At 42.4% G+C, this 15885-nt stretch carries 16 protein-coding genes; 7 read left to right on the forward strand and 9 right to left on the reverse strand.

Annotation, left to right across the window (positions count from 1 at the left end):
- Positions 1-2: 2 nt before the first annotated feature.
- The 6 genes from GJV22_RS17930 (at position 3) to GJV22_RS17955 (ending at position 5027) form a co-directional block, all read left to right on the forward strand.
- Positions 3-362, forward strand: a complete 360-nt coding sequence (locus GJV22_RS17930; RefSeq protein WP_163717178.1) for a CoA-binding protein — start codon at positions 3-5, stop codon at positions 360-362.
- Positions 362-694 (forward strand): thioredoxin family protein, encoded by a 333-nt coding sequence (locus tag GJV22_RS17935; protein WP_163717180.1) that lies wholly within the window; start codon positions 362-364, stop codon positions 692-694. The genes GJV22_RS17930 and GJV22_RS17935 overlap by 1 nt, the downstream gene beginning before the upstream one ends.
- Positions 695-754: 60 nt before the next feature.
- Positions 755-2923, forward strand: a complete 2169-nt coding sequence (locus tag GJV22_RS17940; protein WP_163717182.1) for a tetratricopeptide repeat-containing sensor histidine kinase — start codon at positions 755-757, stop codon at positions 2921-2923.
- A 247-nt stretch (positions 2924-3170) separates the two neighbouring features.
- A complete protein-coding gene (locus tag GJV22_RS17945; RefSeq protein ID WP_163717184.1) occupies positions 3171-3764 on the forward strand; it encodes a LemA family protein in 594 nt (197 codons plus the stop codon).
- Between the two features lie 10 nt (positions 3765-3774).
- Entirely contained in the window at positions 3775-4215 is a 441-nt protein-coding gene (locus GJV22_RS17950; RefSeq protein ID WP_163717186.1) for a TPM domain-containing protein, read from the forward strand.
- Between the two features lie 2 nt (positions 4216-4217).
- Positions 4218-5027 carry a TPM domain-containing protein gene (locus tag GJV22_RS17955; RefSeq protein ID WP_163717188.1) on the forward strand — a complete coding sequence of 270 codons (810 nt, stop codon included), beginning with the start codon at positions 4218-4220 and terminating at the stop codon, positions 5025-5027.
- Between the two features lie 111 nt (positions 5028-5138).
- Here GJV22_RS17955 and GJV22_RS17960 read toward each other — a convergent pair whose 3' ends face one another.
- The 5 genes from GJV22_RS17960 to GJV22_RS17980 form a co-directional block, all read right to left on the reverse strand.
- Entirely contained in the window at positions 5139-5564 is a 426-nt protein-coding gene (locus GJV22_RS17960) for an HIT family protein (protein WP_163717190.1), read from the reverse strand.
- Between the two features lie 206 nt (positions 5565-5770).
- Positions 5771-7012 carry a sulfate reduction electron transfer complex DsrMKJOP subunit DsrP gene (dsrP, locus tag GJV22_RS17965; protein WP_163717192.1) on the reverse strand — a complete coding sequence of 414 codons (1242 nt, stop codon included), beginning with the start codon at positions 7010-7012 and terminating at the stop codon, positions 5771-5773.
- 44 nt (positions 7013-7056) lie between these two features.
- Complete coding sequence (locus tag GJV22_RS17970; RefSeq protein WP_163717194.1) at positions 7057-7947, reverse strand: 4Fe-4S dicluster domain-containing protein; 891 nt, start codon at positions 7945-7947, stop codon at positions 7057-7059.
- A 29-nt stretch (positions 7948-7976) separates the two neighbouring features.
- A complete protein-coding gene (locus tag GJV22_RS17975) occupies positions 7977-8600 on the reverse strand; it encodes a cytochrome c3 family protein (protein WP_163717196.1) in 624 nt (207 codons plus the stop codon).
- A gap of 23 nt (positions 8601-8623) precedes the next feature.
- On the reverse strand, positions 8624-10264 hold the full coding sequence (locus tag GJV22_RS17980; protein WP_163717198.1) for a hypothetical protein: 1641 nt from the start codon (positions 10262-10264) through the stop codon (positions 8624-8626).
- Between the two features lie 505 nt (positions 10265-10769).
- On the opposite strand from GJV22_RS17980, the gene GJV22_RS17985 reads away from it, so the two are divergent.
- Positions 10770-12386: a dipeptidase gene (locus GJV22_RS17985; protein ID WP_163717200.1), complete on the forward strand. Its 1617-nt coding sequence runs from the start codon at positions 10770-10772 to the stop codon at positions 12384-12386.
- A gap of 86 nt (positions 12387-12472) precedes the next feature.
- Here the strand turns inward: GJV22_RS17985 and GJV22_RS17990 are convergent, their stop codons facing one another.
- The 4 genes from GJV22_RS17990 to GJV22_RS18005 all read right to left on the reverse strand — a co-directional run bounded on the left by GJV22_RS17990 (position 12473) and on the right by GJV22_RS18005 (position 15773).
- Complete coding sequence (locus tag GJV22_RS17990; RefSeq protein WP_163717203.1) at positions 12473-13249, reverse strand: zinc ribbon domain-containing protein; 777 nt, start codon at positions 13247-13249, stop codon at positions 12473-12475.
- A 24-nt stretch (positions 13250-13273) separates the two neighbouring features.
- Positions 13274-14371, reverse strand: a complete 1098-nt coding sequence (locus GJV22_RS17995; RefSeq protein WP_163717205.1) for a Nif3-like dinuclear metal center hexameric protein — start codon at positions 14369-14371, stop codon at positions 13274-13276.
- 74 nt (positions 14372-14445) lie between these two features.
- Positions 14446-14790: a MerR family transcriptional regulator gene (locus tag GJV22_RS18000; protein ID WP_163717208.1), complete on the reverse strand. Its 345-nt coding sequence runs from the start codon at positions 14788-14790 to the stop codon at positions 14446-14448.
- An 11-nt stretch (positions 14791-14801) separates the two neighbouring features.
- Positions 14802-15773, reverse strand: coding sequence for a M23 family metallopeptidase (locus GJV22_RS18005; protein ID WP_163717209.1), 972 nt, complete (start codon positions 15771-15773; stop codon positions 14802-14804).
- Positions 15774-15885 lie beyond the last annotated feature (112 nt).

Below are 15885 nucleotides of genomic sequence, written 5' to 3' on the forward strand. Positions count from 1 at the left end.
AGATGAAGAAAACATTGGTGATTGGAGCCAGCGAAAAACCGGAACGCTATTCCTATAAGGCGATAAAGGCCTTGCGACAACATAATCACGAGGTTGTTGCTTTAGCGCCTCGTATCGGAAAAGTTGAAGATGTTACGTTTGAAACTGAAGCCAAAGAATTTAGTGACATTGATACCGTGACTTTGTATGTCGGTCCCCAAAATCAGGATGGATATATGGATTATATTGAACGGCTGAAACCTCGTCGGGTGATATTTAACCCGGGAACAGAGAATCAAAAATTTAAGGAGCGGTTAGATAAGGTCGGAATCGAATCGGAGATTGCCTGCACCTTAGTATTGTTAAGCATAGGTCAATACTGATGACTGAATTTAACGGGACAAGCCTCCAGTTTTCATACTTCGTGCAACAAAGGCCCGCTGTTATCGCTTACTTCTCGACCAATGATTGTCAGGTTTGCAAAGTCTTGAAGCCCAGAGTTGCAGAAATGGTTGAGGCTAACTTTAAACAATTAAACTTAGTCTATATTTCATTGGATAAGCACCCTGATATTGCAGGGCAGTTTCGTATTTTTACAGTTCCAACCATTGTTGTATTCTTTGAAGGCCGTGAATTTTTGCGAAAAAGCAGGAGTTTTGGCGTTGAGGAACTAAAAAATGATATTTCTCGTCCCTATCATCTCATGTTTTCTTAAGTCATATTTGAAAAACAGGGAAATAAGTCTATTTTTAATCTCACGAAAAAACGGATTTGCTTGAAGAGAACGCTTTATAAATTCATTTGCCTTGTCGTTTTTAGCTTAAGTGCGCTTATAAGTTATTCACAAACGGCGAAGATTGATAGTCTTTCAGCTTTGTTACCTCAGGTTAAGGGAGAGGAGCTGGCTGATTTGTATCTGGAGCTTTCTAAGGAATATTCATTCGTTGATCCATCCAAGACTATTTATTACGGGAAATTAGCTCTGCCAATTGCATTGGAGCATCATAACAGGGAGCAGGAGTGTGCTTGCTATCTGCGAATTGGAGCTGGTCATATTTTTACCGGGAACTTTGAAGAAGGTAAAGCTTTCAGCGAAAAGGCACTGGCTTTAGCAAAAGAGTTAGAGGATGAAGAATCCGTTGTCATGGCCATGAATTCGCTGGCTGCCTACCATATGAATCTGGGACACTACTCCGAATCATTCGATTTGTTTTTTAGCTCGTTGAAAAAAGCTCAAGAGTTGGGGCTGGATGATCGGGTTGCTACAATTGAGCTGAATATTGGATCAATATTGACAACGAGAGGAGATCGGGTCAACGGACTGAGGTATTTACTCAAATCATTAAGTTATTACGAGCAACACAACGATGAAAAAATACAGGCGCGGATATTAAACAATGTTGCTGTTAATTATCACTATTGGAAGGATTACGATAAGGCATTGGAGTATTATGAGAAGACGCTGGAAGTCGACAAACGCTTAAATGACTTTGTTGGGCAATCGGCTGTTCTGAACAATATCGGCGAAATATATAAAGACAAAGGCCTTTTTGACAAAGCGATCCCTTATTATAATGAAGTAATTCACATTGCAGATAGCATTGATATGGGCGATTACTATAAAGCCTACGGATGGATTGGTTTGGCAGAGGTATATTTGAAAAAGAAAGAATTCCGGAATTCAGATCATTATATCGGGTTAGCACTTTCGATCTTTGAAGAGGTTAAAATGCAAGAGGGGATTGCAACTGCCAATTTATTCTTAGCCCAGATTAGCTACAACTTGAATTATCTGGATCAGGCACTGAGGCAGATAAACGTGTGTCTGGATATTGCGAAAACCTGCGGGATTATCGATTTGGAGCAGCAGGCGTATTTGATCAAGTCGCAAATTCTTGACCGAAAAGGGAAGAGCAAGGAGGCTTATGAAAATCTGAAGCAATACACCGTAATTACAGATACTTTATACAGTCAGGAAAGAACGAGTGCCTTTACTCAGGCTAAGGCTGAGATGGAAATGACCCAAAAGCAGAGTGAAATTGAGCTGCTTCAAAAGGATAATCAGATCAAAGACCTGAAGATTAAAAAGCAAACGTCGAACACGCTTATTTTGTCGTTAGGAATTGCGTCCCTGTTTGTGGTTTTTCTGGTCATGCTGAGCTACATTAAGTCGCGGAAAAAGGCGAATGATTTATTGACTGAAAAGAACCGCAAGATTGGACTTCAACATAAGGAGCTTTTAAAAGTCAATGAAACCAAGGATAAATTCATGTCGATCATTGGGCACGATCTTCGAAATCCGATTGGTGCATTTAAAGATGTGATTGGGCAATTGGCTGATTTCCCCGAAATGTTTACCGAGGAGCTTCGCCGACAAATCATCAATGAGCTTCGCGATGAAGCAGAAAGCACCTATTTCTTGTTAGATAATTTGCTTTCGTGGGCAAAAAGCCAGAAAGACACGATTAACTATAAGCCCGAAAAATTGGATATACCGACCTTGGTGAAGAATAATATTCAACTCAATTTTCGCGCCTCTGAAAGTAAAAAAATTAGAGTGGTGACAGAATTTGAGGGTGATCTGGTAGCCTATGCGGATCACAATATGGTTAACCTGATTCTTCGGAATTTGATCTCGAATGCGATTAAGTTTACAGAGTCTGGTGGATTAGTTCAGGTGCTCGCCAAATTGGAAGGCGATTTTCTGGCGATTTCCGTGAAGGATTCGGGCATTGGCATTTCGCAATCCGATCTTCCAAAGTTGTTTGACTCTACAGCTCATATTACAACCTATGGAACCAATCACGAAACCGGTTCCGGCTTAGGACTTTTGCTATGTAAGGAGTTCGTTGAAGCGAATGGAGGAGTGATTAAAGTCGAATCGAAAAAGGGGAAAGGCAGTACTTTCACATTTACACTCAAGCAATACAGCGATACCATTTAACGGTTATTTCGTTTTTTCTTCTTTCCTCCCTTGCTTTCTAAAATCAAATCAGGAAATTCTGGCTGATTCTCCGTAATCCGTTCAAAATCTATCCCGTTTTGTCAGGTTTTTCTTTTTGGTCCGCCTTTTGATAAATACTATACAACGGCAAAATCGGAGTATTCCCCGAAAAAGTGGAATTTCAACCGAGCTTTTTCGCAATATTTATGTTTCTAAAATAAAGTCAACGATTAAAATTTAATTTATAATGAAGAAATCTTGGATAATTCTAGCTGTTGTAGCGGTTGTTATTATAGTTATTTATTCGTCATTTAAGGGAACCTACAACAACATGGTTCGGATGGATGAAGGAGTGAACTCAAGTTGGGCACAAGTTGAAAACGTTTATCAACGTCGTGCTGATTTGATCCCCAATCTGGTAAATACAGTGAAAGGCTACGCTTCGCACGAGCAGGAAACGTTGCAGGGAGTAATTGAGGCCCGTTCGAAAGCGACTTCAGTAAACTTAAATGCTGACAATTTAACGCCACAAAATTTGGAGCAATTTCAAAATGCTCAGGCTGGCCTAAGTTCGGCATTGAGTAAATTGATGGTTGTTGTTGAGCGTTATCCTGATTTAAAGGCAAATCAAAACTTCCTGGATTTGCAGGCCCAATTGGAGGGAACTGAAAATAGAATTGCTGTTGAACGGCGTAAATTTAACGAGTCGGCTCAAAGTTTCAACACCTATATTCGTTCTTTCCCGAAGAATATTTATGCCAATATGTTCGGATTTGAAAAGAAAGCTTATTTCGCAGCAGAGCAAGGTGCTGATAAAGCACCGGTTGTAAACTTCGACTAAAACAAAAAAAATGTCAATAGCAGATTTTTTTACAGCAGAAGAGAAGAAGCATATAACTGATGCCATAAAGGCAGCAGAATTGGACACTTCGGGCGAAATCCGGGTGCATGTGGAAGGACGTTGTAAAGGCGAAGCGCTGGATTGTGCCGCCTATTGGTTCGGCCAACTGAAAATGCACAAAACAGCCGCTCGGAATGGTGTCCTGTTTTATCTGGCAGTTAGCGACCGCAAGTTTGCCATTTTAGGTGATGCCGGAATTAATGCAAAAGTTGCTGATGATTTTTGGGAAAATATTAAAGAGCACATGCTTTTCCTGTTCAAGGAAGGGCGTTTTGCCGATGGCCTTTCGGAAGGAATAATTATGGCCGGTGAGCAGTTGAAAAAACATTTCCCGTATCAAAGTGACGATGTGAACGAACTTTCGGATGAAATATCGTTCGGAAAAAAATAAACATGATGAAGAAAAGAATTCTCTTTTTAGTAGCCTTACTAGTTGGTTTTTCAACTTTCGCACAGGATATTCCCGATAAAACGGATCGGCTGGTCAATGACTTTGCAAATGTTCTGAGCTCGCGCGAAGTGAACCAGTTGGAAGGTGAACTTGAAAACTTTGCCCGGCGAACTTCAACACAAATTGTGATTGTAACCGTACCAACATTGAATGGTTATGATGCTTCAGATTATGCATTCCAATTGGGTGAGAAGTGGGGCGTTGGCCAAGGAGATAAGGACAACGGTGTTGTTGTATTGTTTAAGCCAAAAACAGCAGACTCCAGAGGCCAGGTTTTCGTGGCTACCGGATATGGCCTGGAAGGAATTATTCCGGATGCTGTTGCCAATCGCGATATTGTGGACAATGAGATGATTCCGCGTTTTAAGCAGAATGATATCTATGGCGGTTTGGTCGCCGGAACACAAGTTATTATGGCTTTAGCCTCGAAGGAATACACTGCAGATCAATATCACGAGAAAGTAAGTGGAGCTCCGGCTGGTGGCGTTGGAATCGGCTTTTTGCTCTTTATTATCATTATTGTGATCGGAATCTTTCGCAGTCGCCGATCTTATTATACCGGTGGTAGTAATTTACCTTTCTGGCTGTTACTGGGCGGAATGATGGGATCAGGGAGTCATCGCGGATCGTATGGAAACTTCTCAAGCGGAAGCGGCGGTTTTAGCGGAAGCGGCGGTTTTAGTGGAGGTGGCGGTTTTGGTGGCTTTGGCGGCGGCGGCTTTGGCGGGGGCGGAGCTGGCGGAAGCTGGTAGTTACAAGCTAAAAGAACTTAATTGAGAAGGATTCGTTCCTGAAAAAAAAAAAAAGGCCGACTTGAACAGTTGGCCTTTATACAATCTTTTAAATCCAAAATTAACGCTGGGTTACAATGCTGCTTTAATCTTATCGATTACCGCAATATACTCTGCGTCTGACAAGCTTGTTTTTTGAGGATTCATCTCGAAAACACCTCCGAAACCATACGCATCCTTGTATTTTGGAACGATGTGCATGTGCAAATGCGATAAGGTATCGGCATAGGCTCCGTAATTAATCTTAGTTGGATTGAAAGCTGTAGCAATTGCTTTTCCTACTTTGGCAACATCGCGCATAAAGGCATCGCGTTGTTCGTCGCTCAATTCATGGAATTCAACTCCATGATCCTTATAAACCACATTGCATCTTCCGTGGTACGATTGTTCTTTAAATAAAAAAAGTTGAGAGACTTCCAGATCGCAGATTTTAATCATTAAACTGTGTAAAGTATCGTTGTTCTGACAATACAGACACTCTGCTATTGGTGATGGCATAATTTAAAAATTTATGGATGATTATTTTCAGCGCAAGTTACTCCACCCGATTTTAAATGCAGGGGTGTAAATTGGTGGATGTTTCGTCTATTTACTCAAGAATACTTGATTGGTGATGTTTCCAGGGTAAATTTAAAAGGATAGGTACTCAATAGAATGTAAATATCCTTCGGGGCAATTCGGGGCGATAAAAGATTTTTAATAAGTCAATTTCGTTGTTCAGACATGGTTAATTTTTTTTCGATAGACTTTACGCTGTAGTCTTCAAAAATGATGGCGATGGCAATTTTAACGAGAAAAGTAAAGAGTAAAAACCCTAGTGAAAAGATCATTGCGGCAGTGCGGATTTCGGTCATCGAAGGCGTGTAGACATAAATTTGTCCCAGTGTGTCGGGGGTAAAGCCGGGAATAATAAGGGCGATTCCCTTTTCAACATAAACACTGGCATAAATTAAAACAGCCCCAATGTTGAGTGTGACAAAATTCTTCCGCGTTCGCGGTACTAAGAACAGCAGAAAAGCGATGCACCCCATGATGATAGAAGACCAGCTGTAGGGGACCAATTCTTTGTTGTCGCCAATTCCAAAGAGTAAATATTTCCAATACAAAATATGTTCTGTGCCCGAATAGAACTCTTTGAATAGTTCGGCAACGGTAAAAAACAGGTAGATAAACATGGCGTAAACCATCAGTTCTGCAATTGTCCAAATGGCTTCGTCTTTGATTTCGAAGTGTGTGAATTTTCGTAGCAGTTGAAACAGAATGAGTAGGATGGCAGGTCCGGAGCAGAAGGCCGAAGCCAGAAAACGGGGAGCCAACAATGCGCTGTTCCAGAATGGTCTGGCCGGAATAGCATTGTAAAGAAAAGCGGTAACTGTATGTATGGCAACAGCCATGGGGATGCTGATGAAAACCAAAACGAGCACCGCTTTTTTGTTGTATTCTTTACCGTAGAAAATACTGTATAGCAAATGCGACACGACAGCAAAATTGATGATCAAGTAAGTCAACAGCACAAAAAAGTCCCACGATAGCATGGAGGAAGGGAAGTTCATCGTTCCCAGGCCGGGGAGCATATGCCAGAACCGTTGCGGATTACCGATATCGACAATAATAAATGCAATGGACATGATGACAGCACAGACGGCCAGCAGTTCCCCGAAGATCACAATTTCTTTAATCGGTTTCCAATTGTAGATGTAGGCGGGAATAACCAACATAACCGCTGCCGCAGCAATCCCTACTAAGAAGGTGAAATTGCCGATGTAGAAAGCCCACGACACAGAATCGCGCATATGTGTTTTTACAAGTCCTTCAGCGAGTTGGTTTCCGTATCCCAGCGCACCCCAAAGAATCATCAGAAAAAGAAAGAGCAACCAGGCATAGTACATTTTACTACCTTGGAAAATTATTTTCAAACTACCTCGAATAAAATGGATGAAATTCATATCTCTGCTATTAAAAGTTCGATTTGTTGTTTGGTTAACCTTTGTTACACACCAAAGAAATAGTAGAACTTTGGCTGGGTGTTCAGTTCCTGTTTCAATACCAACACCCGCTTGTTCTCCAGAATATACCTGATCTCACTTTCCGGGTCGAGTAGGTTGCCAAATTTGCGTGCTCCAACAGGGCAAACTTCGACGCAAGCCGGATAGCGTCCTTCTCTTACCCGCTGAATGCAGAACGTGCATTTTTCAACAACACCCTTGAGTCGCGGACGGTTGCCCAGGTAGTGAGTCTCTGTATTTATCTTGTCAGCCGGGACATTGGGTTCAGCCCAGTTGAAATGCCGCGCTCCGTATGGGCAAGCTGCCATGCAGTAGCGGCAACCAATACACCAGTTGTAATCGACCACCACGATGCCATCCGGCTCCTGCCAGGTAGCCTTTACCGGGCACACGGTTGTACATTGCGGATTTCTGCATTGCTGGCATTGTACAGGCAGGTAGAAATGCCCTTCTTCCGGTACTTTCTCCGGATTGTAGTGCACATCGGAATGAGCAAAGTCAACACCTTTTTCTTTTTCCATCTGCAAAACCTGTATCCAGTGAATTTGCGGGTCACGCGACTGGTTATTTTCTTCGACACAGGCGTAGACGCAACGTCGGCAACCGATACACCTGGAGATATCCAATGCATAACCGAACAGTGTTTGATCAGTCGCAGGTTTGGCAGACACATGAAATTCTTTCCCGTATTTGGTTTGGTAATCTTCCTCCAGTTCTTTTATCATTTGGTCGATCTCCTTCTTTGAGAGTGTTCTGAAATTTTTCTGAAAGAATTTGTCCAATGATTTTAATTCGCAGGAAGACAGCGCTAATGCGGAGGCAGTTGCAAATGATATATTTTTGAGAAATGACCTTCTTGATTTATTTGCTTTCATTCGGATGAATTTTTCAGTTATCAAAATAATTATTGGATATCCTCCTGACGGACGGGAGGAGGCTCTGGTGTTAAACTCTCAAACTTCGGTGCATGCGGATTATGGCAGTGAACGCAAAGCAGGTACTCTTTTTCCCCATTCCATTCGCCGGTTCTTTTGCCGTGAACCCCGACTTTCCAGTCCCTGAGTTTTTCCCCGTGGCATTGTCCGCAGAGTTTGTACGATTCTTTGAAATTCAAAAGCTTTCCACTTGCCAGTCGCAGCGAATCTCTGTTTTCGAGGTCGTGACAATCTAAACACCAGCGATTTTCACTGTCATGATCAAAAATGCCGGTAATCTCCTCATGCCAGTCCAGAGTCCGGCGTTCCGGATTGGGCTCCAGTTCGCTGTGACAATCCGAACAAGGAAAGATGCCTTCTGTTAACGGCGGCGCTTCAACAGCATATTCAGTCGACTTTAAGGTGTCTTTTATCGCTTGATTCGGAAGAACATTTTTGTTGTAAGCCGACTCTTTACGGTGGCACGAAAATATAAGTGTCGCGCAGAGGAGCAATAGAACTAATTGGGGGAAACTTCGCTGGACCTGGAATCCTTCGGCTTTATCTGGACTGTGAAGTTTCCGGTTTGTTGGTATGTTCGTTTTTTTAGTCATAATTTGGTCAGACTTATTTGTTGCTATTCTTTTTTCTGCTTGTAAAATTTGGTGTAAAGAATGGAGGCTGTTATTGAGATGATGGCAAAAACAAGGAATAAGAGAACCCGGTAGCCGATGTCAATATTGGCCATGTCGGAAAAAATGAGCTTAATCGCAGAGGCGACCATTGATGCAATGGCCAGCCATCGATATTTGACATTCTTCAATACCAGGCTTGTTACAAAAAACAGGATCGCTGCCAGTATCCACGATGCGGTAATCAGGGACTCGGGAAACGCATGATAGAATGCGACCAGGGTCATCATAAAACCAGCGAGCAGGTAGACATTTCGGATTAATTCGGTTTTCAGGTTTAAGCGTTCTTTTTTCCAGTTGATGACCCGTGCTGTCACAAAGGCAACGACCATGAACGAAAAATTGGTGCCGGAATAATTGGCTTCATCACTTAAATACAAAACCAGCAGTACCAAAAACAGGATCGTATTCATCACAACAATAAAGCGAGAACGAAACCAAAGTGCCATAGAAACAACCAGCATACTTTGCAGTGCAAGCAAGGTGTAGGCTTTGGGCAATAGAAAGATACCATAAAACGCCACGCTCATCGCCAGAAAACTATAGAGAGCGTACATGGCCGGAATTATTTTTACCGCCGATTTTGACTGTAGCAGAATGGAATAAAACAGGCAGACTGCAGAGATTGAAAGAAAAAGAAGGACATACGAATCCTTGTAGTATAGTAGGGTTGAAAATAGCAGTACGATTGAGAAACCAATGCCGTTCCAGATTATCGCTGAAATTAGAAATTCATCTGATATTTTTTCTTTTTGTGGAAGGATGGCAATCAAGGAAAAGATAATGGCAGTGAGCAGGAAGGCCAGGTATTTCAATCCGGGTGATTCGGGCAAAGTCAACTGATTACCCATGATCGGGTTGTTGAGCAGCCAATTGGAATGAAAGAGGTACACAAGTAACACAAAAGCAAAAGCGAGTTTGAGCCATCCGTACCGGGCGTATACCACGATGGCCAGTATCGATACGAATAGTGTAATGACAGCTGTGACTGGTAATGAATTGCCGATGAGCCCAGTAATCAGGAGCATGATTAAGGACAGGAATGTCAGTGTCGCAGATTGACGTCTATAGGCCAAATAGAACAAGATCCCGGAAACTACTATTAACAGAGCAAGGCCCGTAGTTTTGCTTGCGATTAACGGATCGGTTTCAAAAAAATGGAGCCTAAGTGTTACATAGAACAGTAAAAGGTGTCCGTTAACGGTGAAGAGTTTCGAGAGGTAGCTAAAAGATGCTTGGCTGAAGTGAGCAGCGGAATATATTGCAGCAACAGCAACAAATCCGACAAGAGCAGACAAAAGTGGATTTGTAAGGTATTGGACAAGAAAAGCTATTCCAAAAAGCAAAACAATATTGCCTAACCAAGCCATCCCGTATTCACCAACTCTGAACTCAACAGATTTTTCATTCTCAAGTGAAATGCCGATATCGATACTTTCGTTGTCTGCTGAATGCCTTTCCGGTTGAATCGCAGCTTTCGTCGCCGACATGGTCTTTACTGATGATTCAATTCGATCCAGTCGTTTCTTCAAGAGTTCGATTTCGTTATTAATCTTCTTTAATTCCGATGAATCTGATTTTTCCATTCCTTTCGTTTCAGCGTTTAGGCATGATTCCCTTTGCGGGGAATCGTATTCAATTGCAAGCCCGCCATTCGGGCAAGTCCACTAGTGGGTGTGTGTTTGTTTCAAAGGAATGATTGGGGCAGTGTCAATTCTCCTACAAACGAAGAGAATGGTTTTACAAAAAGACTGCCGATCAAACGAAGGAGGTATTTAAAGCTAGGAATTAATTTTGGAGAAATGCTCGATGAAAGAATGATATTTGTCAATTAAGGTGCTGGTGAATAGTTCGTTAAGGGTTATGTGGATGTCGATTGGGCAAAATCGCAAACGAGAATTAGTAATTTGGAAGTTCGATTCCCGACCCAAATAAATAGAATTTCGGATTATGGTTAACCGCTGATTTCTCTTCGCTTAAAGCGAAGAACGAAGTAGCGGGAGGGAGCTGTAGCAACCGTTTTTGTTGAGAATATTGGAATATTAGTATCTTGTGGCCTGACATTATTAAGAACATAGAAAACGAAAAACAATGTTTAAATCTTTATTAGCAGCACTGGTATTTTTCACTGCCGGCCAGTCCTCTGCATGGGCTTGTACCAATATTTTGGTGAGCCCCGGTGCATCTAAAGACGGATCGGCGATGATTGTGTATTTGAATGATGGCGAATGGATTCAGCAGTTGCAAAAATATCCCGCAGCTGATCATGAAAAAGGAGAGTGGCTGAAAGTTGGAAACGGACAAGTGAAGCAAATTGCACATACCTATGGCCGAATTGGTTTCCAAATGAATGAGAAGCAAGTCGCCATTGGTGAAACGACATTTACAGGCCGGGAAGAGTTGTGGAATCACGATGTCTTTTTAAAATACTGGCATCTGATGGAACTGGCACTTGATCGCTCAGCTTCAGCTCGCGAGGCGATTGAGGTGATGACTTCGTTGGTTGAAGAGTACGGCTATGGCAGCGAAGGGGAATCTTTCTCAATTGCAGATAAGAACGAAGCCTGGATTCTTGAAATGATCGGTGCGGGAGCGGATCAAAAAGGAGCAGTTTGGGTCGCACGGAAAGTTCCTGACGGCATGATTTCCGCTCATGCAAATCATTCTCGGATTGGTGAATTTCCACTGGATGATCCGGAGAATTGCCTGTATTCTGAGAATGTGGTTTCGTTGGCCATTGAACGAGGTTACTACGATCCGAATTCGGGTGAACCTTTTCGTTTTAACGAGGTGTATTGCCCCGCAACTCCGGCGAGTTTGCGGTATTGTGAATCCCGCGTTTGGAGTATTTTTCGCAGGGCTGCACCGTCACAAAATTTCTCACCCGACTATCACCGGGGCGTGAAAGGTGCAAAACCTTATCCTTTATTCATTCAGCCTGATTACAAAATTGGGGTGGCTGAGTTGATGGCTTTGGTTCGCGATCATTACGAAGGAACACGCTGGGACATGACCAAAGGGTTGGAGGCAGGTCCCTACGGAACGCCAAATCGCGATCGCCCGCTGACTTTTAAGGTGGATGGTGAGGATTGTGCCTGGGAGCGTCCGATTTCGAATGTAAACACGGCGTTTTCGTTCATCAGTCAAAGCCGCGCCTGGTTGCCTGATGCAATTGGTGGAGTGATGTGGTACTCCCCCGACGATACTTTTACCAATTGTTATACGCCCTTCTACCCGGCTATTCAGGAGATCCCGGAAGCTTATGCAAAAGGTGATCAGGGAAAATTTTCCTGGGAATCGGCCTGGTGGGCCTTTAATTTTGTTTCAAATTACATCAATTTGAAATACAGTTATATGATTCAGGATGTACTTCCGGTTCAAAAACAATTGGAAACACAGGCGCTTGCGCGACAGGATTCGGTTGAACAAGCTGCATTGAAAATTTATGCTACAAAACCAGCCGACGCTATTTTGGCCCTGAATAACTATTGCTCTGGCAATGCAAATGAGGTGGTGAAGGAGTGGCGGGAACTTGGACAATTTTTGGTCATGAAATATATTGATGGCTATATGAATGATGAAAGAGGTTCAGGGCAAACAGCTGGCTATACGCAGGAATGGTATGACCGGGCAGTTCAGGATAAATCAAGCTTGAGAAATGCTGTGTGGAATGAAAAGGAAGAAAGTAAAGAGCCCCAAAGTTATTAGCAAGACAAGTTAAAAGTTGATGCAAAATAAAAGTCCATCAGGCATTTGCCTGATGGACTTTTTATATAATCATTCTTGATTTAAGCTTAATCCTCAATGACAGCGTCAGGATTCAGAATGTCCTTGTCAACCAGGATGCGACCACAGTATTCGCATACAATAATTTTTTTGCGGTTGGCAATGTCCATTTGACGTTGTGGCGGAATTTTATTGAAGCAACCACCACAGGCATCACGCTGCACAGTTACAACAGCCAAGCCATTGCGTGCGTTTTTGCGGATACGTTTGAAGGCAGTCAGTAAGCGCGTCTCGATCATGTTTTCAATCTTTTCGCCTTTACCTTTCAGCTTTTCTTCTTCAATTTTTGTTTCAGCGGTAATTTCGTCCAATTCCTTCTTTTTACGATCTAAATCTTCTTCGCGGTCAGAAAGCTGAACTTTTGAACTGTCAATCGTTTCTTTCTTTGAATTCATTTCTGTTGTGAATTCGCGGATGCGTTTTTCAGAAAGTTCGATTTCCAATTTTTGGAATTCAATTTCTTTGTTCAATGAATCGTACTCGCGGTTATTGCGAACATTGTTTTGCTGTTCAGTGTATTTTGTAATCAGCGCTTCAGATTCTTTGATAGCAGCTTTCCGGTTCTGAATAGAAGTTTCCAGGTTTCTTACATCGTCTTCGAAATTACTGATACGTGTTTTCAAACCAGTGATGTCATCTTCAAGGTCTTGAACCTCCAAAGGAAGCTCGCCACGCAGGATCTTGATTTTGTCAATGTCTGACGCAACGGTTTGTAATTCGAAAAGTGCTTTCAGTTTCTCACTAATTGGCACGGTTTTGTCTTCTTCGCGATACTGTGTATTCATATTTTGAATGCTGTTTTGTTCTTTTTAAATCAAGTAGTTAATCGGGTTCGTATTGATACCCGACAAACGGATGGCAAATTTAGGGAATTTTTTCGTAAGTAATTCATAAAAAACTTCTTTAGTGTATTGTTCACTCTCAAAGTGACCAATATCGGCTAAAATGATTTTCCCTTCAGCCTCGAAAAATTGATGATATTTTAAATCGCCGGTAATGAAAATGTCGGCTCCCGAATTGATTGCCTGACGAATAAGGAAACTTCCGGAACCACCACAAACCGCCACTTTTTGGATGTTTTTTCCGAAAAGCGGACTGTGGCGAATGACTCCGCAGCCGAACTGTTTCTTCACCATTTGCAGAAATCCAACTTCGTCCATAGCTTGCGGCAATTCACCAACCATTCCGGCACCAACCGTTTCAAATTGATTGTCGAGTGAAAAAATATCGTAGGCAACTTCCTCGTATGGATGGGCTGATAGCAGTGCTGAAATCACATTTCTTTGTTTGTTCGCCGGAAAAATGGTTTCAAACCGGACTTCTTTTTCAGTATGGAGCTCTCCTTTTTCACCTACAAAGGGATTTGTATTTTCATTACCGCGAAAACTACCCTCGCCGTTTAGGCTGAAACCGCAGGAATCATAGTTTCCAATATGCCCGGCGCCTGCTTCAAAAACAGCTTGCTGAACCGATTGAGCTTGCTCTGTTGGAATGAAGGTGACAAGTTTCTTGAGCTGGTTTTTCGCGGGAGCCAGAATCTGACAATTCGTCAAACCGATCTTTTCGCATATTTTGCTGTTAACGCCACCGTGTACACTGTCGAGGTTGGTGTGTGCCGCATAAATGGCAATATCGTTTTTGATCGCTTTCAGCAAACAACGCTCAACTTCATTTTTCCCGTTTAGTTTTTTGATGCCGCTGAAAATAAGCGGGTGATGGGCAATGATGAGTTGAAAACCTTCGGTGATAGCCTCGTCAATAACTGCTTCTGTAACATCGAGGCAAATCAATGCATTCGAAACATCATCGGAGGGGCTGCCAACCAGCAAACCCGCATTGTCATAACTCTCCTGGTATGCTAACGGAGCAATCGATTCAATATGTTGGGTGATTTCGCTTATTCGCATGGTTCAAATTTCTTCTGGTATGTTGTCGGCAATCAACAGATTCCCGCATGGTAATCTCAGGAAAAGCCGGCAGTCTATTGCTCGTCGAGCTCGTTTTTAATATCAATGAGCATTTGGCGGATCGACTGCAGCCGGTCAATCATTTCATGATTGTCAACGGTTTCTTCTTTGTTGTCTTTCAGCTTCTGCTTGGCGCCTTTCAGGGTCATGCCTTTTTCTTTTACCAAGTGGTAGATGAGCTTTAATTGCTCAATATCATCTTTGGTAAACAGCCTGTTGCCCTTTTTGTTTTTATGTGGTTTAAGGACATCAAATTCCTTTTCCCAATAGCGGATGTGCGACGTATTTACATGAAACATGTCAGCCACTTCGCTGATGGAATAGTAAATTTTTTCTATTTGAGGCTTTTTGTAAGGCACTGATCCGAAGATTAATCGTACGATTGTCCGGCATTGGTTGAAAGAGCGATCATTCGGTCGTACTCTTCCGGTGTCAAATCTTTGAAATAATAGAATTGCGGATTGACAGCCTTGTCGTTTTTATGAACCTCGTAGTGAAGGTGAGGACCTGTTGATTTACCGGCATTGCCAACGAACCCAATAATACTTCCGCGTTTTACTTTTTGTCCAACTTTCACATTGAATTCATTCAGGTGACCATATAAAGTTTGGTATCCAAAGCCATGATCAACAACAATCCAGCGTCCAAATCCACTACGCGAAGTTTTAACTTCTTTCACAACCCCGTCTCCTGTCGAATAAACTTCAGTACCAATCGGTGCACTGAAATCCATCCCGTGGTGGAACCGACGAATCTTATAAATCGGGTCAATACGGAATCCCCATCCCGAAGCTGTCCGCTTCAGATCTTTATTGGAAATGGGCATAATTGCCGGAATGCTGGCGAGCATTTTTTCTTTGTCCATCGCCAGTGTCACTAACTCGTCGTACGATTTGGATTGTACGTATGCTTGTTTGGAAATAATATCCAGTTTACGAGCTGTCTTGATAACCAACTTGGAGTTGTCCAGGGTTTCCAGTTGGGCGTATTTATTAATACCACCAAACCCGGCTTTACGAACAGAGTTCGGAATCGGATCGGCTTCAAAAATCACGCGGTACAGATTGTCATCTCTCTCCTGAAGATCGCCAAGAACTTTCTCAACGTCCTGCAAGTTTTTGAACATCAGTTCGTATTGGGTGGCCAAGCGTTTATTTTCCCGCTCTAAAGATCTCGTTTTCGGAGTTTCGTAGAATTGAAGAAAAACCACCAACATGATGATTCCCATCATCAAGCTGACAGAAAAAAGAATAAGCAGGCGAGATAGTTTAGCTTTAAAGTTGTGTTCAACCTTCACATAACTCAACGTTTCGGGGTTGAATTTATACTTTGCTTTTACCATAGAAAAACCAATTTCTTTTTTACAAGTGTAACAAATTTAAGTAAATAATCTAACTTTGCAAGACTTTTGGTCGAGCTGGTTTGACAGGCGCAAAAATACGTTTTTTCGGTTG

Origin of the sequence: Mangrovibacterium lignilyticum (genome assembly GCF_010882175.1) — a bacterium.
In the GTDB taxonomy this organism is placed as follows: Bacteria; Bacteroidota; Bacteroidia; order Bacteroidales; family Prolixibacteraceae; genus Mangrovibacterium; species Mangrovibacterium lignilyticum.